Source organism: Sphingomonas sp. PR090111-T3T-6A (assembly GCF_000383095.1).
Lineage (GTDB): Bacteria > Pseudomonadota > Alphaproteobacteria > Sphingomonadales > Sphingomonadaceae > Solisphingomonas.
Map to the genome: position 1 here is coordinate 1 of NZ_AORL01000004.1, position 24,047 is coordinate 24,047.

The window sequence follows — 24,047 nt, forward strand, 5'->3', positions numbered from 1 at the left end:
TCCCCAACATACCGGACAAACCACAGCGGCGCAGGACTACCTGCGGCGCTCTTTCGTCTCCATCCAGTCCAGTCCGCTACTCCTCCGCTACTCCGGAGCCGCCAACGCTCAGACGTGGCCTTGGTCCAGTGAGGCCGCCGATCTAGAATAGCTGCCGGACCGGTTTCGCCGATCTTGTCTGTTGGAAAGCCATGCCCCGGGGATGGCGCAGGGCTATCGCGCGACGATGGTGGTGGAATCGGTCCGCAAACCCTATGGACGCTCGCTTCCGCGCCAACAGATTGGGATTTGAAGTGACCGATGGCGATCTGCCGATCTGCGTGGCCGCGCTCTATCGGTTCACGCCTTTTGCCGATTGCGCGGGCATCTGCGAACGGCTGGAGCAGCTTTGCCATGCAGTGGGCGTCAAGGGAACGCTGCTTCTCGCGAGCGAGGGCATCAACGGAACCATCGCCGGAAGCGATGAGGCGATCGGGGCGGTCATCGCCGACATCCGGAGCCTGCCGGGTTGCGCCGGGCTGGAGCCCAAATTCTCCCGGGCGAAGGCGCCCCCGTTCCAGCGGCTGAAGGTGCGGATCAAGCGCGAGATCGTCACGATGGGGCAACCCGACATCGATCCGCTGCTCGATGTCGGGCATTATGTCGCGCCGGAAGCGTGGAATGCCCTGATCGCCGAGCCCGGAACGATCCTGATCGATACGCGCAACGACTATGAGGTGGAGGTCGGGACGTTCGCGGGGGCGATCAATCCCCGGACGCCGACGTTCCGCGATTTCCCCGCCTGGTTTCGCGCGCATCGCGACGCGCTGCTCGGCGATGGGCCTCCGCCGAAGGTCGCCATGTTCTGCACCGGCGGCATCCGCTGCGAAAAGGCGACGGCCTTCCTGAAGGCGGAAGGCGTTGAGGATGTCTACCATCTGGAAGGCGGCATCCTCAAATATCTCGAGACGGTGCCGGCGGAGGCGAGCCTGTGGCAGGGAGAGTGCTTCGTCTTCGACGAGCGCGTGACCGTCGGCCATGGCCTGCGGGAGGGACAGCATGTCCGCTGCCGCGCCTGCGGCCGGGCGGTGAGCGACGCTGATCGGGCCACGCCGCTCTACAGCGAGGGCATGAGTTGCCCTGGCTGTCAGCCGCTCGAGCTTGCGTAAGCCGCGATCTGTTCGGCAGGCTGATATGTCTATCCGAACATCCCCGGATTGATAGAAAGCGGTCCTTCGCTACTGTTCTGGCCGATCCGTGATATATCGGACGATGGGCGAACTGTCTGGCCTGCCGCGACCGGCCATCGGCGACAAAGGCTATCCCGGCAAGGCTAGCTGACAGGCTATACGAGAGCGCGGTATCGCTCCCGTTATCCCGCACAAGGCCCAAAAGAACAAGCTGGCCCTGGCACTCTACAGAACCGCGCCCGGATCGAGTGTGCCGTCGGCAAGCTCAAGCGCTTCTAACGCATCGCCCTGAGTTGCGAGAAGACTAAGCGAAAACCTCGCCTCACTCTTTGCCTTCGCCACCCCCATGACCTTGATCAATCTGTTCACACGGCTTGGGGTGCCTATACTTCGGCATGATATGCATCCGACTGAGTAAACTCATATAAATCGCACGATGTATGCTCTATTGTTTTGATGACGAGAAATATCATCAAGTTGGAGCACGCGACCAAACAGTCAGGATGTTTCCAATGCTGCCGAGAGTTTTGCGCAATCTTGTCGGAACGTCGTCTATGAATTACTCGATTCCAAGGGCGCTGGTGATTGCCTTCGGTCTTGGGCTGGCATCTGGGAATGGCGCATGGGCGCAATCAGCGGCGGCGCCCGGAGCGGCGGGTGCGGCCTACCAGGAGATGCCGGCGATCGCCCCGATCGGCGTCCGCGTGGATCGCTATCTGCCGCTGCCGCACCCGGCCGCGGTGCCGCCGGTGGACCCCGCCAAAGGCTATCGCCTCCAGCAGCTGGGCGGCGGTCTCTACATGGTGACCGATAATGGATACCAGTCGATGTTCCTGGTCTACGACAAGGGCGTCGTGGTGGTGGATGCGCCGCCCAGCTACTCGGCACATCTGAAGCAGGCGATCGCGGAGGTGACGGATCGGCCGATCACCCATCTGATCTACAGCCACGCCCATATCGACCATATCGGTGGCGCGGCGGATCTGGGGGGACACCCCATCATCATCGCCCAGGAGGAGACAGGCCGCCTGCTTGCTCGATCAAATGATCCGAAGCGCCCCTTGCCCACGGTCACGTTCAAGGATCGATACACGCTGAAGGTCGGCAGCCAGGTTCTGGAGCTGAGCTATCACGGTGTCGCCCACGAGCCCGGCAACATCTTCATCTGGGCGCCGGCGCAGAAGGTGCTGATGGTGGTCGATGTCGTCTTCCCGGGCTGGATGGCATGGTCGGGCTTCGCCGACGCGCAGGATATCCCCGGCTATTTCGAGCAGGTCGCCGAGATCGACAGGATTCCGTTCGAGACTCTGGTCGGTGGGCATGTGGATCGCGTCGGGACCCACGCCGACGTGCGCGAGCAGCTTGCATTCATGAACGACGTCAAGTCGGCCACCAGAACGGCGCTCCAGACCACGCCCGTCGGCGTCGGGATGGATGCCGCGGACAAGGCCAACCCGTGGGCGGTGGCCGACAACTATATCGACCGCGTGGTGGTCAAGTGCGTCAACACGGTAACGCCCAAATGGCAGTCGCGCCTGGCGGCGTACGACGTGTTCATCTGGTCCCAGTGCTTCGCCATGCAGCAGAGCCTTCGGATCGACTGAGCGCTCGTTTCAGGGGCGCGTTCGACACCCGCGGCCCGAAAAGATCGTTGAGCCGGCGCACGAGGCGTGCGCCGGCGCCGGGGTGGAGCACCGCTATACCGCCCGCTGACCGGGCGTCGGGAATGGAGGATGACATGGATATCGGGCTGAAGGGGCGGCAGGCCGTGGTCTGCGCGTCGAGCCGGGGTCTCGGGCGGGCCTGTGCGCTGGAACTGGCGCGGGCCGGTTGCAGCGTGGTGATCAACGGCCGCGACCAGGCGACGCTGGAGCGGACCGCCGAGGAGATCCGGGCCGAGACCGGGGCAGAGGTGATCGCCGTCGTTGGCGACGTCACCACCCGCGCCGGTCAGGACGCGCTGATGCAGGCCGCGACCCGGGTCGACATCCTGGTCAACAACAATGCCGGCCCGCCGCTCCGCGACTTCCGCGAGATCGATCGCGAGGCCCTGCTGACCGGCGTGGTCGACAACATGGCGGCGCCGATCGAGCTGGTGCAGCGGGTGATCGACGGCATGGTCGAGCGGCGCTTCGGCCGCATCGTCAACATCACCTCGGCCACGGTGAAGATGCCGATAGCAGGGCTCGACCTGTCCAGCGGCGCCCGGGCCGGGTTGACCGGCTTCCTCGCCGGCGTGGCGCGGTCGGTGGCGCATGCCAACGTCACCATCAACTTCCTGTTGCCCGGAGCGTTCGAAACCTACCGGCGCCGCTCGAACGTGCAGACGATAGCCGAGCGGCGCGGCGTTCCAAACGAGACCGTGCGGCAGGAGATGCAGGCCGACATTCCCGCGGGGCGCTTCGGCGACCCCTCGGAATTCGGTGCCGCCTGCGCCTTTCTGTGCTCGGCCCAGGCTGGGTACATCACCGGGCAGAGTCTCCTGATCGATGGCGGTGCCTATTCCGGGGTTTTGTAGGGTCACACGAAGCGCCGTCCAGATTCGCGCTCGGGTAGATATCAGTTGTAGCAAACCGACCACTTGATCCATGCCAAGAGGCCCCCGAAGCAAAAGAGCTTCGGGGGCCTCCCGCATATTCGAGCCTGTCGTCAGCCGCCCGGGCCGGGCGACGTCGTCACCGTTGTGGTGGTCTTCTTCTCCGCGACCGTCCGGGACGGGGTGGTCGTCTTTCGCACGACATGGTGGACCACGCGCGGAGCCGTCGCGTGGACGGCATGCTCCTCAGTCGTCACCGTCGTCGTGACGGGGGCGGGCGGCGGCGGCGCGTTGCGCATCGCTTCCACCTGAGCATTAGCCTGCGCAGCCGACTGCTCGGCCGCATCGGCCCGCGCGTTGGCGGCGACGGCATCCTGCTGGGCGGCGGCGGTGGCGGCCATCGCGTCGGCGTGGCGGGCCCGCTCATTCTCGACCCGCGCCTTGTTGGACTCGCCGATCGCCATGTCGGCCAGCTCCGACGCATGGTTCGCATCGGCGATCGCCTGCTCCTTGTCCCCGCGCGCCACATCCTCCTCGGCCGTGCGAAGGGCGGCCTGCGCACGCGCCTGCAATGCCGGCACCTGGCCGGTCGTGCCGGCCCTGTTGGCCGCATCGACCTTGCCACGCGCTTCTGCAATCGCTGCCTGTGCGCGGTCACCCTTGCCCGCGATGGCAGGTGTCATCGCAAGTACAAGAAGTGCAGAGAAGCCGATACCATGCGCTATTCGAGCAGGGTGTCTCATGACTCATCCTCCTCATGATCTTCCTCGGCACAGAACCAATGGTCCGGAAATTTGGTTCCACTTGCGATGATTGGAGCATGATAATGCAGAAGTCTGTCGAGGGCCGCCCTTGATTGTACCATGCCTTCGGGATGCCCGGGCCGGAGAGCGAGCCGTCGCCGACCTTGTCCGACCTATCCCAGCCTGTATGCCTGTATCGGGGGTGCAACAGGGAGGTTGGTTTGCGTTACATTCCTTGGCTCGCAATGGCGTCGGTTTGGGCGTTGATGGCCGCCGCGCCGCCGCCGGTCACGCCGGACATGGTGCAGACCGGCACGGACATCCCCGCCAAGTGGGAGCAGCCCGAGCAGGCGTTCGACTATGTGAAGCGGGATGTGATGATCCCGATGCGCGACGGCGTGAAGCTCCACACCGTCATCCTCGTGCCCAAGGGCGCGAAGGGGCTGCCGATGCTGCTCGAACGCACGCCCTATGACGCCTCGGGCTTCTCCAAGACGAACAGCCCGCATCTGGAAGAGGCCGTCTGGTCGGCGAACCGCGAGTGGGTGCGCGACGGATATATCCTCGTCTATCAGGATATCCGGGGCAAATATGGCTCGCAGGGCAAATATGTCATGACGCGCCCGCCGGTCGGCCCGCTCAACCCGACCAAGACCGACGACACCACCGACGCCTGGGACACGATCGACTGGCTGGTGAAGAATGTCGCCGAATCCAACCAGCGCGTCGGCATGATCGGCTCGTCCTATGACGGGTGGACGGTGACGATGGCGCTGCTTCATCCACACCCCGCGCTCAAGGTGGCCGCGCCGGAAAGCCCGATGATCGACGGCTGGATGGGCGACGACTGGTTCCACTACGGCGCCTTTCGGCAGGTGAATCTCGATTATTTCACGGGCCAGACCAGCAAGACCGGCAAGGGCAAGGATATCCCCCGCTGGTCGCATGACGATTATCAGAACTTCCTCGATGCAGGCTCGGCCGGCGCGTTTGCCGAGGCGCATGGCCTGAAGGACCTGCCCTGGTGGACGCGCATGTCGGCGCATCCGGCCTATGACGCCTTCTGGCAATATCAGGCGCTCGACAAGCAGGTCGCGGCGCATCCCTCGACGGTGCCGACCATGTGGCTCCAGGGCCTGTGGGATCAGGAGGATATGTACGGCGCCGTCCATAGCTGGGAGGCGCTCAAGGCCAAGGGGATGGCGGCCAACAACCATCTGGTGATGGGGCCGTGGTATCACAGCCAGGTGAACCGCGCGGCCGAGACTCTCGGGCCGCTCAAGTGGAAGGGCGATACGGCCGCCGATTTCCGCAAGGATGTGCTCATCCCCTTCTTCAACACCTATCTGAAGGACCGGAAGCCCGCCGAGCCGACGCCGCCGGTGCTGATCTACAACCCGGCCGAGAATCATTGGGACAAGTTCGCCGACTGGCCGGGCGCGCCATCGCTGACGCCGCTCTATCTGCAGGCCAATGCGGGCCTCGCCTTCGACAGGCCGGCCGCGGCCGGCGAGGCGGCGGAGGACAGCTATGTCTCCGATCCCGCCAAGCCGGTGCCCTTCCTGCCCACGCCGGTGGCCTTCTCGGATCGCAGCCGGTGGACGACCTGGCTGGTGCAGGACCAGCGCTTCGTCTCCAACCGCACCGACGTGCTGAGCTACCAGACGCCCGTGCTCGACCATGCGGTGACGCTGCAAGGCGCGCCGATCGCGGACATCTTCGCCAAGACCACCGGCACGGATGGCGACTTCGTGGTGAAGATCATCGACGTCTATCCCGCCGCCGTGCCCGAGCAGCCGGAGATGAGCGGCTATCAGCTGCCGATCAGCCTCGACATCTTCCGCGGGCGCTATCGCAACAGCTTCTCCGATCCGACGCCGATCCCGGCGGGCGAGGTGCAGGAATATAAGTTCCGTCTGCCGACGGTGAACTATGTGTTCAAGCCGGGACACCGCATCATGGTCGAGATCCAGTCGAGCCTGTTCCCGGTCTATGACCGCAACCCGCAGACCTATGTGCCCAACATCCTGTTCGCCAAGCCGTCCGACTATCGGAAGGCGACGGTGACGGTGGTGCATGGCGCGGCGGGCGCCAGCTCGGTGCTGCTGCCGATCGTGGCTGGGAGCACGGCGGAGAAGTGAGGCTCCTCACCCGGATCGGCCTCGGTCGATCCGGGCGACCGCCACTCAGAAGCGGGTCTCGCCCCGGAACAATGTCTCGGTGCGGCCGCCGATCCAGATCGTGCCGGCGCCGTCCTGCTCCACCCGGACGCGGCCGGTGCGGCCGAGCGCGGTGCCCTGCGCCGCGACATAGGGGGCGGTTCCCCGGCCCGAGCCCAGCATCCATTGCGCAGCCGAGGCATTGAGGCTGCCCGTCACCGGGTCCTCGACCAGCCCGCCATGGGAATCGCTGAAGAAGGCGCGCAGCTCGAAGGCGGTATCCCCGCCCGGCGCGTGGGGCCCCACCACGCCGATGTCGATGCGTCGCGGATGGCTGCGTGCCGGACGGAGCGCCAGCACGGCGTCGGCGGAATCGAGCAGCACGCCGATCCAGCCGGGGCCATTGTCGATCCACTGCGCCTCGACGATGGCGTCCCGCGCGATGCCGAGCACGCCTGCCACCTCGTCGAGCTTGTCCTCCTCCACAGGCCCCGAGCGCATCAGCGGCGGGGCGGCGAAGGCAAGCATGCCGCCCTCCTGCCGGATCGGGATCAACCCGGCGCCGCATTCCTGCACGATCTCGCCACCGCGCTTCGGCACGCCACCGTCCGCCAGCCAGGCATGGCAGGAGCCGAGCGTCGGATGGCCTGCAAAGGGCAGTTCGCGCTCCAGCGTGAAGATGCGTACGCGATAGTCGGCCTCCGGGGTGGTTGGCGGCAGCAGGAAGGTCGTCTCGGAGAGATTGAGCCAGCGGGTGATGCGCTGCATCGTCTCGGTGTCGAGATCGGTGGCGCCGGCCACCACCGCCAGCGGATTGCCCGTGAAGGGGCTTGCGCCGAACACGTCGACCATCTGGAAATTCATGTCGCGGATACTCCCGGAGCCGGAAAGGGGATGGGGGCGCCGGGGCCGTGCGAGCGTCCGGCATAGAGAAGGCGACCCTGCCCGAGCCGGGCGAGCACGAAGCCGATGTCCTGCTCCGAGAAGGCGAAGCAGCCGTCGCTGCGGCCCAGCCGCCCCTGTGTCGCGAGCAGCGACGGATCGACATAGCGGGCCGAGTGGATGACGATCGCCCGCGCCTCGGCATTGGCATCGCTCGGGTCGAGGCCGGCCAGCCGGCGGGACAGGCCGTGAATGCCGGTATAGGTCTCGCCGGTGAGATAGGCGCCTTCCGAGGTGGCTTCCGAGCCGTTCTCGTTCGAGAAGCTCTGGAGCCAGCCCGTATGATCGGGGTCCGAGCCCTTGCCGTGGGCGACCAGCAGGCTCGTCGTCTTGCCCGCCAGCATGTCGATCAGGTGGAAGCGCGGCGCCGAGGAGGGCAGGCCGAAATCGGCGATGGCGACCACGTCGCGCGACCAGATGATGCCGTCGTGTCGCCACAGCGCATCGAGCGCGCGGGCGACGAGCACAGGGTCCACCATCGGCGCCACCGCCGCGAGGCCGCGCTGGACGGCGGCATCGGCCGCCCCCGCTCCGCACGCCGCGATCAGTGCGGCCGACTGGAGCACCGCTCGGCGAGAGGGGAGGAAGGGCGTCGCCATCGGAGCGATCCTAGCATGTTCGCGGCGCGCGATAAGGCCGCTTCGCTGGCGATCCGGCGGCCGGTGCGCTAGTCAGGCAGGATGTTCGTCGCGGTTTATTGGTGGCGGGTCCATCCCGGCAAGGAGGCGCAATTCCGCGCCGCATGGCGGCGCGGCACCCAGCTTATCCGCGAGCGCTATGGCAGCTACGGCTCGCGCCTGCACCGCGACGCCGACGGGCGTTTCGTGGGCTATGCGGAGTGGCCGGACGAGGCCACCTGGCGCGCGGCGTTCGACCAGAAGATGGTCTATGACGAGCCCGCCACCCGCGCGGCCTTTCTCGACGCCATCGCCGAGACGCCCGCGAACGCCGAGCCGATCTTCACGATGACCGTCAGCGACGATCTGCTGACGCGCAGCCTCGCCCATGCGGCGGGGCCGGACCTGACGGGCAAGGTCGCGCTGGTCACGGGCGCGGGCGGCGGGCTGGGGCTGGAGATGGCGCGCGCGTTGGCACGGGCGGGGGCGCATGTGCTGCTCCATGGGCGCGATGTGGCGAAGCTCGAACCGGCGGTGGCGGAGCTGGTGGGAGAGGGACTCAATGCCTCTGCCTTCGTCGCCGATCTCGATGACGAAGAGGGGCTGGCCGAGGCGGTCGCCCGGCTGGCGGAGGCGCGCGGCCGGATCGACATCCTCGTCAACAATGCCGGCGCGCGCGATCGCCGGCCGCTGGGCGAGCTGGACCGGGCGAGCGTCCGCGCGCTGCTGGAGACGAACCTCGTCGCGCCGTTCGACCTCGTCCGGCTGGTGGCGCCGCACATGCCGGCGGGCGGGCGGATCATCAACATCACCTCGATCGCCGGCCCGATCGCCCGCGCCGGCGACGCCGCCTATACCGCCGCCAAGGGAGGGTTGGAGGCGCTGACGCGCGCGCTCGCCGCCGAACTTGGCCCCAGGGGCATCACCGTCAATGCCGTCGCGCCCGGCTATTTCGCGACGGATGCCAATCGCGCGATGGTGGAGGACGAGGACGTCGCCGATCATCTCGCGAGGCGCACCTCGCTCGGCCGCTGGGGCGAGCCTGCGGAGATCGCGGGCGCGGTGCTGTTCCTCGCCTCGGCGCAGGCTTCCTATGTCACGGGGCAGGTGATCGCGGTCGACGGCGGCTATCTCGCCCATTTCTGAGCGCGGCTTGACGTCGGTGACCGCAAGAGGCAAAGGCGCCCCACTTCCTGGGGAGTAGCCGCCCGCGCGTGTCATGCGGGGCGCACGTCAACAAACTTGGCCTCGGCCATGGCGTGCGCGACCTGTCGGTTTGGCGAGACCATGGATCGGCGGGCGTTCCGGGGGGCCGGGCGCGCGCATCGATTCATGCGTCGCCTTGCCCGGCCCCGGGATGTTCGCAATGCCTGCCCTGCCCTGGACGATCGCGCTGCTGCTCGGCTCCGCCGTCGTCATCTACCTCTCCTGCGAGTTTTTCGTGAACGGCGTCGAGTGGATCGGCCGTCGCCTGTCGGTCGGCGAGAAGGCGACCGGCACGGTGCTCGCCGCGTTCGGCACGGCGCTGCCGGAGAGCGTGGTGACGCTGGTCGCCGTCGCCTTCAGCGCGGGGGCCGCCTCCAAGGCGCTGGGCGTCGGCGCGGCGCTGGGCGGGCCGCTGGCGCTCTCCACCATTGCTTATGCGACCGTCGGCCTCGTGCTGATCGCGACGCGTCAGCAATTGCCGCGCACCGCCGAGATCCGGCAGGACTTCCGGCACCTCAGCCGCGATCAGGGCTGGTTCCTGCTGATCTTCGTGGCCAAGGTGGCGCTGGGCCTGATCGCCTTCGCATGGAAGCCGTGGCTGGGGCTGCTCTTCCTCGGCGCCTACGGTCTCTATCTCCGCCAGGAGATGAAGGGCGGCGGCGATATGGAGGAGGGCGAGCTGGAGCCGCTCAGGTTCCAGCCGGGGCGCGAGACGCCGACGCTCGCGGCAGCCGCGCTCCAGACCGGCCTCGCGCTCTGCGTGATCTTCGCGGCCTCGCGCCTGTTCGTGACGCAGCTCGAGCATCTGGGGCCGGCGCTGGGCCTCAAGCCGCAGCTTCTGGCGCTGCTCCTGAGCCCGATCGCCACCGAGCTGCCCGAGACGATGAACGCGATCATCTGGGTGCGGCAGGGCAAGCATCGGCTGGCGCTGGCCAACATCTCCGGCGCGATGATGATCCAGGCGACGGTGCCGACGGCGCTCGGCCTGTTCTTCACGCCCTGGATGCTCGACACGCCGCTGCGGGTTGCGGCGATCGCGACGGCGGTGGCGGTGGCGGTGATGTTCGCGGCCTTTGCGCGGGGCGTGATCTCGCGCTGGCTGCTGGCCGCGATGGGATTGCTCTATATCGGCTTCGCGGGCGTGCTGGTCGCCTTCCACATGGCGGGTTGATCAGCTGTGCAGAAGGCCAAGGCAGACACCGAAGCCGAGCGTTGACCACAGCGCGAGATTGCCGATCAGCAGGCCGGTCTTCTCGATCGGGCCGGGGTGAAAGCGGGATCTGTGCATGGTCTCTTCCTCCACTTGCCAGAATGCGCGGAGGATGGGGTTCGATCCAACGAACTTCCCCGCTTTCTCTGATCGCCGGGCTTCATGATGATTTCGCCCGAGGCATAATCGCTCTAACGGGAGACGGCGCGCCGTGGCGGGATCGGCCCGGACAGGCGCCGCGTGTAGAAGGAGTAGGATGTGAAGAGCCGGATTCTCGTTGCCGCCCTCGTCGCGATGGCCGGCGGCACCATCGCATCCGCCCAGGCGCTGCCGGCAGGCAACCCGATAGCGGGCCAGCGCGTGTTCAACCAGTGCGCGAGCTGCCACACGATCGGCAAGGGCGCCGAGGCCGAGGCCGCGCCGGTGCTGAACGGCGTGGTGGGTCGCAAGGCAGGCTCCGCACCGGGCTACGATTATTCGGCCGCGCTCAAGAAGTCGGGCCTGACCTGGGATGCGCCGACGCTCGCCCGCTTCCTCCATGCGCCGGCCAAGACGGTGCCGGGCACGCAGATGGCGTTCGGTGGCCTCGCCAAGCCGCAGGATCAGGCGGACGTGATCGCCTATCTCAAGCAGTACGCCGTGGACGGCACCAAGAAGTGACGGCGCGAAGCCACGCCGGGCTCGCCCGGTGCGGCTCGCCTCCAAAGCCGGGAGATTTCCCATGCCGCTCTACGAGATCGACGGGTTCAAGCCGACGCTGCCCGAGGATGGATCGAGCTGGGTGGCGCCATCCGCCGACGTGATCGGCGACGCGCGGCTGGGGCGCGAGGTGGGCATCTGGTTCGGCGCGGTGATCCGCGCGGACAACACACCGATCCTCGTCGGTGACCGCACCAATATCCAGGAAGGGGCGATGCTCCATTCCGATCCCGGCAGTCCGCTCAGCGTGGGCGAGGACTGCACGGTCGGCCATCATGCCATCCTGCATGGCTGCACCATCGGCGATCGGGTGCTGGTCGGCATGGGGGCGACGGTGCTCAACAATGCGGTGATCGCGGACGATTGCCTGATCGGCGCGGGCGCGCTGGTGACCGAGGGCAAGGCCTTCCCGCCCCGCAGCCTGATCGTCGGGGCGCCCGCCCGCGCGGTGAAGACGCTCCCCGAGGAGGCGATGGTCGCGCTCAAGGCTTCGGCCGCGGGCTATGCTGCGCGGCAGCGGCGATATGCGGCGGGCTTGCGACGCATTGATGGGCCGCCGGAAGGGCGCGATTGACGAACGGGCGACGAACGCCGACGCTCCGGCCCCTTGGGGGGTGGGGAGCGAGTCATAATGTTGTTGATGAAGGAAGCCGAAGCCGGGCTGATCGTATCGTCGCGTGATTTGAGGAAGGTCGGCGCGCATCCGGATCATTGGTATCCGATCTGCTGGAGCCGCGAACTGAAGCCCGGCCAGATGCTGGCGCGGCGCTTCGCGGGCGATCCCGTCGTCGTGGTGCGCAGCAAGGAGGGCGTTCTGTTCGCGCTGGAGGATCGCTGCGCGCATCGGCAGGTGCCGCTCAGCCACGGCGTCGTGAAGGGGTGCACGGTCCGCTGCGGCTATCATGGCTGGGCCTATGACGAGAGCGGGGCGTGCGTCGACGTGCCCTATCTCGGGCGCGAGCGTCTGCCCAACGGCGTGAAGTCCTATCCCGTGCACGAGGTGGACGGGCTGATCTTCATCTTCCCCGGCAACCCGGAGCTGGCCGATGCGCATCGGCCGGCTTCGCTCGGCGCAAAAGGGGATCGCACCTACAAGACCCGCGAACTCAACCGCGAGGTGGGCGCGCACTACACGTTCATGCACGAGAACCTGTTCGACATGAACCACCAGTTCCTCCACCGCCGGCAGATGGGTCTGATGAAGGCCACCTGCCTCGGGCGGGACAGTGGGCCGAACTGGGCGGAGGTGCGCTACACCTTCTCGCGCACCGAGGGTGCTGCGACGATCGGCGAGGGTGCGATCCTCGGCCTGATGCGCGGCAAGGACGAGGCCGACCGCAAGGACAAGATGGTCATCCGCACTGACTATCCGCACCAGAATCTGCGCTTCTGGATTGACGAGGGCGATCCGGTGCTGTCGGTGTGGCTGGGCTACACCCCGCTCGACGCCGAGCAGCGGACCAACCGGACCTTCGGCTATCTCTCGGTCAAGAAGCCGGGCCTGCCGCTGCTGCTCGACCTCGCCTGGCCGTTCATCACCATGTTCACCGAGTCCATCTTCAAGGAGGACAAGGAGATCGTCGAGATGGAGCAGGCCGCCCACGATGCGCAGGGGGGCGACTGGAACAACGAGGTGTTTCCGCCGATCCGCGAGCTGCGCGCCGTGCTGGAGCGCTGCGGCGCGCCGGCCTGAGGCGTCGGGCCCGGTCAGCCATTGTCGGGCTGATCGGGCGCGTCGTCCTCGCTCTCCTCCTCGCTGTCCGGGCCCGAGGGCGCATTGGGGCGGGTCGAGAGGTGCAGGCCGTTCTCGTCGAACTGGAGGTTGAAGGTGGTGTTGCCGATCGTCGCCTCGGCGCTCGCGTCGGGGATGGCGTCCGGGTCGACCAGCGCCGGCACCTTCTGGCCGAGCGGCGTCGCGCCGATCGCCTGCGCCATGAAGGTCCGCCAGATCTTCGCCGGCAACCCGCCGCCCGCCATGCCGGGCAGCGGCTGGTTGTCGTCGCGGCCGACCCACACCGCCGTGACCAGCCCGCCCGCGAAGCCGACGAAGATCGCGTCGCGGCTGCCCTGGCTGGTGCCCGTCTTGCCATAGACCTGCGTGCTGAGCGCCGCGCCGCGCGCCGTGCCCTGCTTCACGGTGGCCGAGAGTAGGTCGAGCAGCATCTGGTGCTGGCTGTCGTCGAAATGATGCTTGCGGTCCCACAGCCAGTCGAGCCAGCCCTGCGGCGGATCGGGCAGGCCGTGCGGCGTCACCGGCCAGCTATTGCCCGCGACCGCGGCATAGGCGCCGGTCAATTCCAGCAGCGAGACGCCCGAGGTGCCCAGCGCGATCGAGGGATCGGCCTTGAGCGGGCTGGCCACGCCGAGATCTTGCGCCGCCTTCACCACGGCGTCCGGCCCGACCTTCTGCGCAAGGCGGACGGCGGCGACATTGCTGGAGCGCGCGAAGGCCTCGCGCAGCGTGATCGAGCCGCGATAGCGATGATCGGCATTGGCGGGCGACCAGCCGTCGATGGTGAGCGGCTTGTCGTCCACGCGGGAATCGGGCGTCATCCCGTCGCGCAGCGCCGCCAGATAGACGAACAGCTTGAAGGTCGAGCCCGGCTGGCGGCGCGCCTGCACGGCGCGGTTGAAGCTGCTGGCGGCATAGTCGCGCCCGCCGACCATCGCGACGACGCGCCCGTCGGGCTTCATCGCTACCAGCGCCACCTGCGTGCCGGCGGGGCCGGCGCGGGTCGCGGCCTCGGCGGCGCGCTGGAGGCGGCTGTCGAGCGTGGTGGTGATACGCTGCGCGGCATAGCCGGTCCCCACGCTGTCGCGCGCGGCGGGGAGCACCCAGTCGCCGAACCACGATCCGCCGATCTCGGCCGGCACCGGACGGAGATGCAGCCGCGCCGGCGGCGTCGCCCGCGCGGTGGCCTCGTCGATATAGCCGGCCTCCGCCATCGCCTGCACCACCAGCGCCTGCCGCGCCTGCGCGCCGTCGAGATTGGAGCTGGGCGCGAGCCGCGAGGGCGCCTTCATCAGCCCGGCCAGCATCGCCGCCTCGCCGACGCTCAGATGCTCGGGCGCCTTGTCGAAATAATGGCGGGCGGCGGCGCGCAGGCCGTACACATTGTCGCCGAAATAGACGTTGGAGAGATAGCGCGAGAGGATGTCGTCCTTGCTCAGCCACGCTTCCAGCCAGAGCGCGACCATCGCCTCGCGCAGCTTGCGCCCGGCGGTGCGATCCGAGGTGAGGAAGACCAGCTTGGCGAGCTGCTGCGTGATCGTCGAACCGCCCTCGCGCATGTGTCCGGCGCGCAGATTGTGCCACATGGCGCGCGCGATGCCGTGCGGATCGACGCCCCAGTGATGATAGAAGCGCCGGTCCTCGATCGCGATGAAGGCCTCGCCGACATGGGGCGGCAGCTTGCGCACGTCGACCGGCCTGTCCGTCACCGCGCCCTTGCGCGCGATGATCTGCCCGTCGGCGGCGAGCAGGGTGACGCTCGGCGGTGCGATCGGCTGGAGCGATTTCGACAGCGGCGCCGTCACCGCCAGCCACGCCACCGCCGCCATGAACAGCAGCAGCACGCCGCAGATCGCCCAGCGCAGGAGACGCCAGCGATGACGTTGCACGGGGACGGGCACGACCGGCCCAGGCGTCGCCACGGGCGGGGCGGAGCCGGCAGGAATCGTATCGGGGGCGGAAAAGGGGTTGTGCACGGACTGTGTTATATCAGCAATACGGTGAGGGGCGCCAGTATCGTGTTGGCACGGGAATGGCAGGCATGGCTTCGTTACAGAATGGCAGGCTGCTTGTCGCCTTCCCGGTGGCGGCCTAGGTTCGCGGGTGCAAGGGAGCGTGTATCGCGTGGTCGACAGTGGGCAATTGGCGGGTGAGTCGCTTTCGGATGTCTTCCTCAGGCACCGGCCGGCGCTGAGGGCCTTCCTGCGCGGACGATGCGTCCAGCATGGGGTGGACGATCTGCTCCAGGATATCTGGGTGGAGACGCAGCGAACCTCCGGCCCGGTCACGCCCGATCCATTGTCCCATCTCTATCGCGTCGCCCATCGGCTGGTGCTGGAACAGGAGCGCGGGGCTTCCCGTCGCGACCGGCGGACGAGCCGCCACCTTCCGGAGATGGAGCGCACGCTGATCGTGCCGCGTCCCGTGCCGCCGGCGCCGGAGACGCTGCGCACGCTCGGCGCGCGGGCGGAGCATGTCTTCCGTCGTTATCGGCAGGACGGTGCGTCCCGGCTGGCGATCGCGGAGGAGCTGGGCATCAGCCCCGGCGTCGTCGAGATGGAGCTGGGGCGCGCCTATGCCGCGCTGCTGCTGTCGCGGATACGGGCATGATGGCGAATATGCGCGCCATCCCGGAAAGCTCGCGCGAGGAGATCGCGCTCGGCTGGATCATGCGGCTGCACGATCCGGCCTTCGATCGCTGGCCGGAGCTGAGCGAATGGCTGGCGGAGGACGAGGAAAATGCTCTCCTGTTCGACCGGCTGTCCATCGCCGACCGGGCGGTGGCCGGGGAGTTGCTGGATGCACCCGCTCCCAAACGACGCCTCTGGCCGGAGCGGGATGACACGCCCGCCGCCCGCGCGCGCCGGTCGGGCGAGCGGATGTGGATCGCGTCCGCCGCGCTGGTGTTCCTCGTCACCATCCTGTTCGTGCTCGTGATCCTGCCGTCGATGCGCCCGGCCCCTGCTGCCGGTTCCGCCGAACTGCGCTGACCCTCTCCAGCGGGCGCTTGCCATGCCGCCTTCCACAGCATAGCCATCCATCGGGAACGACGGGCGCGGGGGGCTGCGCCGTCGGCGAGGGGGGAAGACGATATGCTCGCAGGGGCATTGCGTCCTGTCGTGGCGCGGCGTGTCGCCGGGCGCCGCCTCTCCGCATCTTTTTCATCTTTTCGACGGAAACTCCATGCCAGTCGGGATGGAGGGGCTTCGCGCGCATAGGGTCCAACAATACGCGCGGCGCCCGACAAGGGGGGGGAGTGGCGATGCGGACATGGAAGGGTTTGACGGGGAGCGCGCTCGCGCTCGTCGCGGCGCCGGCCTGGGCTGAGGAGGCGCCGCAGAGCGCCCCGCAGCCGATGGCCTCGGCCGGCGAGGAGGTGGTCAACGCTTCCGATATCATCGTGACGGCGACGCGGCGTGCCAGCCGCCTGTCCGACGTGCCGATCGCCGTCTCCGCGATCACGCCGGAGACGCTGCGCAACAGCGGCGCGACCGACATCCGCCAGCTCACCCAGGTGGCGCCGTCGCTGCTGGTTTCCTCGACCACCTCGGAAGCCGGCGCGGGCGGCGCGCGCATCCGCGGCGTCGGCACGGTGGGCGACAATCCCGGCCTCGAAAGCTCGGTCGCGACCTTCATCGACGGCGTCTACCGCAATCGCGCGGGCGTGGCGCTCACCGAACTTGGGCCGATCGACCATGTCGAGGTGCTGCGCGGGCCGCAGGGCACGCTGTTCGGGCGCAACGCCTCGGCGGGGCTCATCAGCATCACCACCGCGATGCCCCGCGACCGTTTCGGCGGCTATGCCGAGGGAAGCTACGGCAATTATGACACTTACCGCTTCGCCGGCGGCATCACCGGGCCGATCGGAGACAGCGGCGTCGATTACCGGCTCGACGGCGTCTACAACCATCGCGACGGCTTTCTGAAGGACGTGATCTCGGGCCGGCGGGTGAACGACCGCGACCGCTATCTGATCCGGGGCAAGCTGCGCTACCAGCCGAGCGATGCGCTCTCGATCCTGCTGATCGGCGATTACAGCCGCCAGAACGAGGAATGCTGCGCGGCCGTCTATCTGCCCACCCGCAACGCAACGCGCACCGCCGACGGCAGCCTCGTCATCACGCCCTCCACGATCGCGGCGCTGGAGGAGAGCATCCACTCCAACGTGCCCGGCGCGGGCAATGGCCAGATCCTCGACGACCCTTATGCGCGCCGCGTCGCGATCACGCCGGGGCGGAATTATCTGTCGCGGGTGAACGACGGCGGCGGATCGGTGCAGGCCGATTATGATTTCGGCGGCGCGAAGCTCACCTCGATCACCGCCTATCGCGTCAACAAATACACCAGCGGGCAGGATTCGGATTTCAACAATCTCGACCTGCTCTATCGCGCGGGCGACGGCGGGCGCTTTACCCGCTTCAGGACCTTCACGCAGGAGCTGCGGCTTCAGGGCTCGGCCTTCCGCGACAGGCTCGACTGGCTGGTGGGCGGCTATTATGGCGACGAGCGCCTCGCCACCCACGACAATCTCTCCTTCGGCGCGGACTACGATCAATATGCGACGAAGCTCGGCGCGGCACTGCTGGGGCAGCAGGTGCCGGCGCTCGGCCAGCTCTTCGGCGCGACCGGCTTCGCCAACCTCAAGGGCTTCGCGCAGGGCTTCGCGGCATCGCAGCTCGGCGGCCTGCCCCCGGCGGTGGTCAACCAGATCGCCGGCGCCATCGCGGCACAGGTGCAGAACGTCACCATGGCCGGCACCGGCGACCGCGACATCTTCAACCAGCGCGACCGCAACTATGCGATCTTCACGCACGACATCCTGCATCTGACCGACCGGCTCTCGCTGACGCTCGGCGCGCGCTACACCTGGGATCGCAAGCATCTCGACGCCTCGCTCGAGAGCACGACCCCGTGCGGCGCCTATTCCGCGAACATCGCCCGGTTGCGGGCACTGGCGGCGTCGGGCGCGCTCGGCAGCGCGTCCGCGCTGGCCACCGCGCTGGCCGACCAGATCCTGACCCCGCTCGGCGCGCTGCCCTGCGTCATCAATTCGGTGAGCGGCGATTTCTCGGGCCACCGGCACGAGGGCGAATGGTCCGGCACGGCGGTCCTGAGCTACAAGCCGACCGACCGGCTGATGGGCTATGCGAGCTATGCGCGCGGCTACAAGGCGGGCGGCTTCAACCTCGATCGCGCGCCCTTCTTCAACCCCGGAACGCTGACCGCGCTGCCGACGAACAACCTCTCCATCCTGCAATTCCAGCCGGAGAAGGTGGACGCCTTCGAGGTCGGCACCAAATATCGCGGGCGCGGCTTCGACATCAACGTCGCGGGCTTCTACCAGCTCTTCAAGAGCTTCCAGCTCAACACCTTCAACGGCACCGCCTTCTTCGTCACCGACATACGCGGCTGCAAGGACGATCTCGGCACCACCGATCAGGACCAGATCGCCGGCAATTCGCAATGCGCCAGCGAGGAGTCCGGCGTCACGTCGAAGGGCGTCGAGATCGAGGCCTTCCTCTATCCCGCGCCGGACTTCACCGTCTCGGCGGGCTTCACGCTGGCCGACACCCGCTATCGCCACAATCTCGCCGGCACGCCGGACATCAACGGCAACAATGCGCTCCAGCCGGCGCTGTCGCTGCTGCCGGGCGGGCGGCTGTCGCTTTCCTCGCTCTACACGGTGACGGGCTCGGCGCAGTGGACGCCGCCGGTCGGCCGTCTGCGCGGGCTCCTCTACGCGGACTTCCGCTACACCTCCGAGATGAACACCGGCTCCGATCTGTTCAGCGAGAAGGAGCAGCCCGGCACGATGGTCATCAACGCCCGCATCGGCCTCGGCGCGGCGGACCGGAGCTGGAGCATCGAGGGCTGGGTGCAGAATCTGTTCAACGTGAACTACGAACAGGTCGCGTTCAATTCGCCCACACAGGGCGGGAACGTCTCGGCGGCGCAGCTCTCGGCCGGGCAGACCGCGACCCAGCTCTACAGCAGCTTCCTCGCCGAGCCGCGCACCTTCGGGCTCACGCTCCGCAAGACATTCTGACCGCGAGCGCCCGCCCTTTGGGGCCGATTGCCTTGCGGCGGGGCGGGCGTATCATGGCCGGAAAAGATGAGGAGAGAGCGATGCCGCTGCGTTTCGCGGAGCGGGCCGAGGAGGCCTATTCCTTCCCTTTGACCATCGGCCATCTGCTCGATGCCGCGCTGACGACGTCCGCCGATCAGGAGATCGTCTATCGCGACCAGCTCCGCTTCACCTATCGCGAGCTGCGCCGGCGCATCGGCCGCCTTGCCTCGCTGCTCACCGGTCTCGGCGCGGACGAGGGCATGACCATCGGCGTGATGGACTGGGACAGCCATCGCTATCTGGAGGCCTATTTCGCGATCCCGATGATGGGCGCGGTGCTCCAGACGGTGAATGTCCGCCTCTCGCCGCAGCAGGTCGCCTATACGCTGAACCATGCCTCGGCCGAGATATTGCTCGTCCATCACGACTTCTTCCCGCTCGTCGACGCGATCCTGCCGGCGCTGCCGAAGGTGAAGGCGGTGGTGGCGATTATGGACGGCACCGACGGCCCGCTCCCGGCTTATGCGAAGGGGGAATATGAGGCGCTGTCGGCCGCCGCCTCGCCCGACTATCCGTTCCGCGATTTCGACGAGAACGCGATCGCGACGACCTTCTACACGACGGGCACCACCGGCAATCCCAAGGGCGTGGCGTTCAGCCATCGCCAGCTCGTGCTGCACACGCTCGCCTGCAACGCGCCCTTCGGCGTCACCCGTCAGCGCGGGCTCGGCATCGAGGACGTCTATATGCCGCTCACCCCGATGTTCCACGTCCATGCCTGGGGTGTTCCCTATATCGCCACCATGCTGGGGCTGAAGCAGGTTTATCCGGGCCGCTACGAGCCGGGCATGCTCCTGAAGCTCCGCGCGCAGGAGGGCGTGAGCTTCTCGCATTGCGTGCCGACCATCCTCCAGATGCTGCTCGCCGGGGCCGGCCAGACGGGCGCGGACCTCTCCGGCTGGTTCATGATCATCGGCGGCTCGGCACTGACCCCGGCGCTCTATCTGGAGGCGCGCCGGCACGGCATGGAGCTGGTGGCGGGCTATGGCATGTCGGAGACGGCGCCGACGCTCTCGATCGCCCGCCGCCGGCGCGGGGGCGAGGCGAGCCCGGAGGCCGACGCGGCGGCGCTCACCATGGCGGGCGTGCCGGTGCCGCTGGTCTCGGTGCGGATCGTCGGCGAGGGCATGGCGGACATCCCCGCCGACGGCCGGTCGCGCGGCGAGCTGGTGGTCCGCGCGCCGTGGCTCACCCAGGGCTATACCGGGGATGCCGAAGCCTCGCAGGCGCTGTGGCGCGGCGGCTGGCTCCACACGCAGGATGTCGCGAGCCTCGACCCGCAAGGCCATATCCAGATCCGCGACCGGCTGAAGGACGTCGTAAAGACCGGCGGCGAGTGGATCTGCTCGCTCACCATCGAGGAATTGCTGGCGGGCGTGAAGGGCGTGGCCGAGGTCGCGGTGATCGGCGTGCCCGACGCGCGCTGGGGCGAGCGGCCGATTGCCGTCGCGGTGGCGCGCGCCGGCGCCGCGCCGACGCTGGCGGGGTTCAACGCGCCGCTGGAAGAGGCGGTCGAGGCGGGCATGATCAGCCGCTACGCGCTGCTCGACCGGCTGGAGCTGGTCGACGCGATGCCCAAGACGAGCGTCGGCAAGATCGACAAGAAGGCGCTGCGTGCCCGCTTCGCCGCGCCCTCCGAATCGAAGGTGACGATGACGGTGAAGGCCTAGCGTTCCCAGGGCGGGGCCGGATCATACAGCTCCGTCAGATGGGCGAGATAGGAGCGCAGCGCCGCCGGCAGCGGCTCGGCGCGGGCATGGACGGCATAGATGCCGACGTCGCTCGCGCCCTGCCAGTCGGGCAGGATGCGCCGCAGCGCGCCCGAGGCCAGCTCGTCGCCCACATCCCATGTCGAGCGCAGCGCGATGCCGACACCCGCCAGCGCCAGCTCGCGCACCACCTCACTGGAATTGGTGAGGACATGGCTCTCCACGTCGAGCGTGCGGCGGGCGTGCACGCTCTCCAGCCGCCACGGCGTCTGGTTCGAGGCGGCGAGCAGGCGGTGGCCGGCAAGAGCGCGGAGCGAGGCGGGCGTGCCGTGCCGCTCCAGATAGGCGGGCGCGGCGCACAGCACGCGGCGGTTGGGCGCGAGCAGCCTTGCCGTTAGCCCGGATCCCTGCGCCGTCGCGGTGATGCGGAGCGCCACGTCCACCCGCTCGGCGAGCAGATCGGTGAAGCCGTCGTCGAGCAGCAGCTCGACCTGCACCGCCGGATGGCGTTCGAGGAAGGCGGGCAGGCGCGGCGCGACGTGCAGCCGGCCGAAGGAGGTGGGCGCCGCGATCCGCAGCAGCCCGCTCGGAGCTTCGGCGCGGCCGGCGACACGCGCCTCGGCCGCCTCCATCGCGGCGAGGATGGCGCGGACATCCTCATGGAAGACGCGCCCCGCCTCGGTGGTGGTGAGCCGCCGCGTGGTGCGGTGGATCAGCCGCGCGCCGAGGCTCGCCTCCAGCGCCGCCAGCCGCTTGGAAGCCGCCGCCGGAGAGAGGCCCAGCTCGCGCCCCGCCGCCGACAGGCTGCCGAGATCGACGATGCGGGCGAACAGCCGATAGTCCCGATCCATGCGCGATTGTTTCCCTGAGCGATCAAATGCATTGAACAATTTCCGTCTAATGATGCAATCCCGCCTGCGCTATGATCGGTGTCGCCGAGAGGAGAGATCATGACCGACACGATCATCGACAGCCAGAGGATCGACCGCGCCGGCCTCGCCGTGGCCCCGCCGCTGGCGCGCTTCATCGAGGAACAGGCGCTGCCCGGCACGGGCATCGAGGCGGATGCCTTCTGGGCGGGCGTGGCCGGCCTCTTCGCCCGCTTCGCGCCTGAAAACGCGGTTCTGCTCGCCAAGCGTGACGATCTTCAGGCGCGGATCGACGCCTGGCACGAGGCGCGTGTCGGCCAGCGGGTCGATGCGGCGGCCTATCAGGCCTTTCTGCGCGAGATCGGTTATCTCGCCCCCGAGCCCGCGCCCTTCACGATCGAGACCGGCCCGGTCGATCCCGAGGTGGCGACGCTGGCCGGACCTCAGCTCGTCGTTCCCGTGCTCAACGCGCGTTTCCTGCTCAACGCCGCCAATGCGCGCTGGGGCAGCCTCTATGACGCGCTCTACGGCACCGATGCGCTGGGCTCGCTGCCGCCTGCCGGTGGCTACGATGCGAAGCGCGGGGCGGACGTCGTCGCCCGCGCCAAGACCTTCCTCGACGAGGCGGTACCGCTGGCCGAAGGCTCATGGGCCGATTTCGCGGGTGGCGAGCCGGTGCTGGCCGATCCCTCGCAGCTCGTCGGGCGCGCGGGGGACACGCTGCTCTTCCGTCACCACGGTCTGCATATCGAGCTGGTGATCGACCGCGCCCATCCCATCGGCCGCACCGATCCGGCGGGCATCGCCGACGTCCTGCTCGAATCCGCGCTCAGCACGATCGTCGACCTGGAGGACTCGATCGCGGCGGTCGATGCCGGGGACAAGGTCGCGGCCTATGCCAATTGGCTCGGGCTGATGAAGGGCGATCTGGAGGCGCGCTTCGACAAGGGCGGCCACGCGATGACCCGCGCGCTGGAGCCCGACCGCCGCTATGCCGCGCCCGATGGCTCGACGCTGGAGCTGCCCGGCCGCGCGCTGCTTTTCGTGCGCAATGTCGGCCATCTGATGACGACGCCCGCGCTGCTCCTCCCCGACGGATCGGAGGCGCCGGAGGGCATTCTCGACGGCATCGTCACCTCGCTGATCGCGCTGCACGATCTTCAGGGGCAGGGCCGTTTTCGCAACAGCCGGGCGGGCTCGATCTATATCGTGAAGCCCAAGATGCACGGGCCGGAAGAGGCCGGCTTCACCGATCGCCTGTTCGATGGAATCGAGGATCTGCTCGGCCTCGCGCGCCACACGATCAAGGTCGGCGTGATGGACGAGGAGCGGCGGACGTCGGCCAATCTCGCCGCCTGCATCGCGGCGGTGAAGGGGCGCATCGTCTTCATCAACACCGGCTTCCTCGATCGCACCGGCGACGAGATCCACACCTCGATGCGGGCCGGCGCGATGATCCGCAAGGGCGCGATGAAGGCTTCAGCCTGGATCGGCGCCTATGAGAAGCGCAATGTCGCGATCGGGCTCGCCTGTGGCCTTTCGGGGCGGGCGCAGATCGGCAAGGGCATGTGGGCCGCGCCCGATCGCATGGCCGACATGCTGGCGCAGAAGGGCGGCCACCCGATGTCCGGCGCGACCACCGCCTGGGTGCCCTCGCCGACCGCCGCGACGCTGCACGCGATGCACTATCACGTCGTCGATGTCGCGGCCCGGCAGAAGGCGGTGGCGGCCGAGCCGGTGCCGTCGCTCGACGCGCTGCTGACGATCCCCTTGGCCGAGGGACGCAACTGGTCCCGCCAGGAGATCGCCGAGGAACTGGACAACAACGCGCAGGGCATCCTCGGCTATGTCGTGCGCTGGGTGGATCAGGGTGTCGGCTGCTCCAAGGTGCCCGACATCCACGACATCGGCCTGATGGAGGACCGCGCGACGCTGCGCATCTCGTCGCAGCATATGGCGAACTGGCTGCTCCACGGCGTCGCAAGCGAGGCCGAGGTGGATGCCGCCTTCCGCCGCATGGCCGCCAAGGTGGACGCGCAGAATGCGGGAGATCCGGCGTATCGACCGATGGCAGGGCGCGAGACGGAGAGCCTCGCATTCCAGGCAGCGCGTGCGCTGGTGTTCGAGGGGCTCACCCAGCCCAATGGCTATACGGAGCCGCTCCTTCACCGCTTCCGCCAGAGGGTGAAGCAGGAGGGATGACGTTGACGAAGTTGACACAAGTGACGGAAGAATCCCGTCACCGTCGTTGAGAAAGACCATGCCGCCCGGAAGGACGGCATGGTCTTTCGTGGCAGAGGAAATCCCACATTGGAAGGGCGGCCGAAAT

General features: G+C 68.1%; 20 protein-coding genes, 1 pseudogene and 1 riboswitch. Of the genes and pseudogenes, 15 read left to right on the top strand and 6 right to left on the bottom strand.

Annotated elements, in window-relative coordinates; genetic code table 11:
• Window positions 1-254: 254 nt before the first annotated feature.
• Entirely contained in the window at window positions 255-1,148 is an 894-nt protein-coding gene (trhO, locus tag ST3T6A_RS18980; protein ID WP_157602242.1) for an oxygen-dependent tRNA uridine(34) hydroxylase TrhO, read from the top strand.
• Window positions 1,149-1,394: 246 nt separating this feature from the next.
• Here the strand turns inward: trhO and ST3T6A_RS22105 are convergent, their stop codons facing one another.
• Window positions 1,395-1,529, bottom strand: coding sequence for a hypothetical protein (locus ST3T6A_RS22105; RefSeq protein ID WP_268869712.1), 135 nt, complete (start codon window positions 1,527-1,529; stop codon window positions 1,395-1,397).
• A gap of 314 nt (window positions 1,530-1,843) precedes the next feature.
• Between ST3T6A_RS22105 and ST3T6A_RS0100490 the strand changes: the two genes are divergently transcribed.
• Together ST3T6A_RS0100490 and ST3T6A_RS0100495 are read left to right on the top strand one after the other, a co-directional pair.
• Window positions 1,844-2,773, top strand: coding sequence for an MBL fold metallo-hydrolase (locus ST3T6A_RS0100490; protein WP_019830917.1), 930 nt, complete (start codon window positions 1,844-1,846; stop codon window positions 2,771-2,773).
• Between the two features lie 134 nt (window positions 2,774-2,907).
• A complete protein-coding gene (locus ST3T6A_RS0100495; protein WP_019830918.1) occupies window positions 2,908-3,687 on the top strand; it encodes an SDR family oxidoreductase in 780 nt (259 codons plus the stop codon).
• Between the two features lie 131 nt (window positions 3,688-3,818).
• Here ST3T6A_RS0100495 and ST3T6A_RS0100500 read toward each other — a convergent pair whose 3' ends face one another.
• Window positions 3,819-4,388 carry a hypothetical protein gene (locus ST3T6A_RS0100500; RefSeq protein ID WP_019830919.1) on the bottom strand — a complete coding sequence of 190 codons (570 nt, stop codon included), beginning with the start codon at window positions 4,386-4,388 and terminating at the stop codon, window positions 3,819-3,821.
• A gap of 305 nt (window positions 4,389-4,693) precedes the next feature.
• Between ST3T6A_RS0100500 and ST3T6A_RS0100505 the strand changes: the two genes are divergently transcribed.
• Window positions 4,694-6,589 (top strand): CocE/NonD family hydrolase, encoded by a 1,896-nt coding sequence (locus tag ST3T6A_RS0100505; protein WP_019830920.1) that lies wholly within the window; start codon window positions 4,694-4,696, stop codon window positions 6,587-6,589.
• Between the two features lie 45 nt (window positions 6,590-6,634).
• On the opposite strand, the gene ST3T6A_RS0100510 is transcribed toward ST3T6A_RS0100505, so the two are convergent.
• Both ST3T6A_RS0100510 and ST3T6A_RS0100515 read right to left on the bottom strand, forming a co-directional pair.
• Window positions 6,635-7,471, bottom strand: a complete 837-nt coding sequence (locus ST3T6A_RS0100510) for a PhzF family phenazine biosynthesis protein (protein WP_019830921.1) — start codon at window positions 7,469-7,471, stop codon at window positions 6,635-6,637.
• Window positions 7,468-8,148 (bottom strand): murein L,D-transpeptidase catalytic domain family protein, encoded by a 681-nt coding sequence (locus tag ST3T6A_RS0100515; protein WP_019830922.1) that lies wholly within the window; start codon window positions 8,146-8,148, stop codon window positions 7,468-7,470. Before ST3T6A_RS0100515 ends, ST3T6A_RS0100510 begins: the two co-directional genes overlap by 4 nt.
• 81 nt (window positions 8,149-8,229) lie before the next feature.
• On the opposite strand from ST3T6A_RS0100515, the pseudogene ST3T6A_RS22220 reads away from it, so the two are divergent.
• The 6 genes and pseudogenes from ST3T6A_RS22220 to ST3T6A_RS0100545 all read left to right on the top strand — a co-directional run.
• Window positions 8,230-8,547 (top strand): annotated as a pseudogene (locus tag ST3T6A_RS22220) (antibiotic biosynthesis monooxygenase family protein); the annotation flags it as partial.
• 24 nt (window positions 8,548-8,571) lie between these two features.
• Window positions 8,572-9,312: an SDR family oxidoreductase gene (locus ST3T6A_RS22110; RefSeq protein WP_026359303.1), complete on the top strand. Its 741-nt coding sequence runs from the start codon at window positions 8,572-8,574 to the stop codon at window positions 9,310-9,312.
• Window positions 9,313-9,354: 42 nt separating this feature from the next.
• A riboswitch (yybP-ykoY riboswitch) is annotated at window positions 9,355-9,529 on the top strand.
• Window positions 9,530-9,532: 3 nt separating this feature from the next.
• Window positions 9,533-10,543 (top strand): sodium:calcium antiporter, encoded by a 1,011-nt coding sequence (locus ST3T6A_RS0100525; protein WP_019830924.1) that lies wholly within the window; start codon window positions 9,533-9,535, stop codon window positions 10,541-10,543.
• Between the two features lie 297 nt (window positions 10,544-10,840).
• The gene (locus ST3T6A_RS0100535; RefSeq protein WP_019830926.1) at window positions 10,841-11,242 is read left to right on the top strand and encodes a c-type cytochrome; all 402 of its coding nucleotides are present in this window, start codon (window positions 10,841-10,843) and stop codon (window positions 11,240-11,242) included.
• 61 nt (window positions 11,243-11,303) lie between these two features.
• Window positions 11,304-11,855 carry a gamma carbonic anhydrase family protein gene (locus ST3T6A_RS0100540; protein WP_019830927.1) on the top strand — a complete coding sequence of 184 codons (552 nt, stop codon included), beginning with the start codon at window positions 11,304-11,306 and terminating at the stop codon, window positions 11,853-11,855.
• Between the two features lie 66 nt (window positions 11,856-11,921).
• The gene (locus tag ST3T6A_RS0100545; protein ID WP_202804553.1) at window positions 11,922-12,974 is read left to right on the top strand and encodes an aromatic ring-hydroxylating oxygenase subunit alpha; all 1,053 of its coding nucleotides are present in this window, start codon (window positions 11,922-11,924) and stop codon (window positions 12,972-12,974) included.
• A 14-nt stretch (window positions 12,975-12,988) separates the two neighbouring features.
• On the opposite strand, the gene ST3T6A_RS0100550 is transcribed toward ST3T6A_RS0100545, so the two are convergent.
• Entirely contained in the window at window positions 12,989-14,935 is a 1,947-nt protein-coding gene (locus ST3T6A_RS0100550) for a transglycosylase domain-containing protein (protein WP_019830929.1), read from the bottom strand.
• Between the two features lie 202 nt (window positions 14,936-15,137).
• Between ST3T6A_RS0100550 and ST3T6A_RS0100555 the strand changes: the two genes are divergently transcribed.
• The 4 genes from ST3T6A_RS0100555 to ST3T6A_RS0100570 all read left to right on the top strand — a co-directional run bounded on the left by ST3T6A_RS0100555 (window position 15,138) and on the right by ST3T6A_RS0100570 (window position 20,810).
• Window positions 15,138-15,623, top strand: a complete 486-nt coding sequence (locus tag ST3T6A_RS0100555; RefSeq protein WP_157602248.1) for an RNA polymerase sigma factor — start codon at window positions 15,138-15,140, stop codon at window positions 15,621-15,623.
• A complete protein-coding gene (locus ST3T6A_RS0100560; RefSeq protein ID WP_019830931.1) occupies window positions 15,620-16,003 on the top strand; it encodes a hypothetical protein in 384 nt (127 codons plus the stop codon). The genes ST3T6A_RS0100555 and ST3T6A_RS0100560 overlap by 4 nt, the downstream gene beginning before the upstream one ends.
• 272 nt (window positions 16,004-16,275) lie before the next feature.
• The gene (locus tag ST3T6A_RS0100565; RefSeq protein WP_026359305.1) at window positions 16,276-19,059 is read left to right on the top strand and encodes a TonB-dependent receptor; all 2,784 of its coding nucleotides are present in this window, start codon (window positions 16,276-16,278) and stop codon (window positions 19,057-19,059) included.
• 80 nt (window positions 19,060-19,139) lie between these two features.
• Entirely contained in the window at window positions 19,140-20,810 is a 1,671-nt protein-coding gene (locus ST3T6A_RS0100570; RefSeq protein ID WP_019830933.1) for a fatty acid--CoA ligase, read from the top strand.
• Here the strand turns inward: ST3T6A_RS0100570 and ST3T6A_RS0100575 are convergent.
• Window positions 20,807-21,700, bottom strand: a complete 894-nt coding sequence (locus ST3T6A_RS0100575; RefSeq protein WP_019830934.1) for a LysR family transcriptional regulator — start codon at window positions 21,698-21,700, stop codon at window positions 20,807-20,809. The genes ST3T6A_RS0100570 and ST3T6A_RS0100575 overlap by 4 nt on opposite strands.
• A 99-nt stretch (window positions 21,701-21,799) precedes the next feature.
• On the opposite strand from ST3T6A_RS0100575, the gene ST3T6A_RS0100580 reads away from it, so the two are divergent.
• Window positions 21,800-23,920 carry a malate synthase G gene (locus ST3T6A_RS0100580; RefSeq protein WP_019830935.1) on the top strand — a complete coding sequence of 707 codons (2,121 nt, stop codon included), beginning with the start codon at window positions 21,800-21,802 and terminating at the stop codon, window positions 23,918-23,920.
• The last annotated feature ends 127 nt before the right edge of the window (window positions 23,921-24,047 follow it).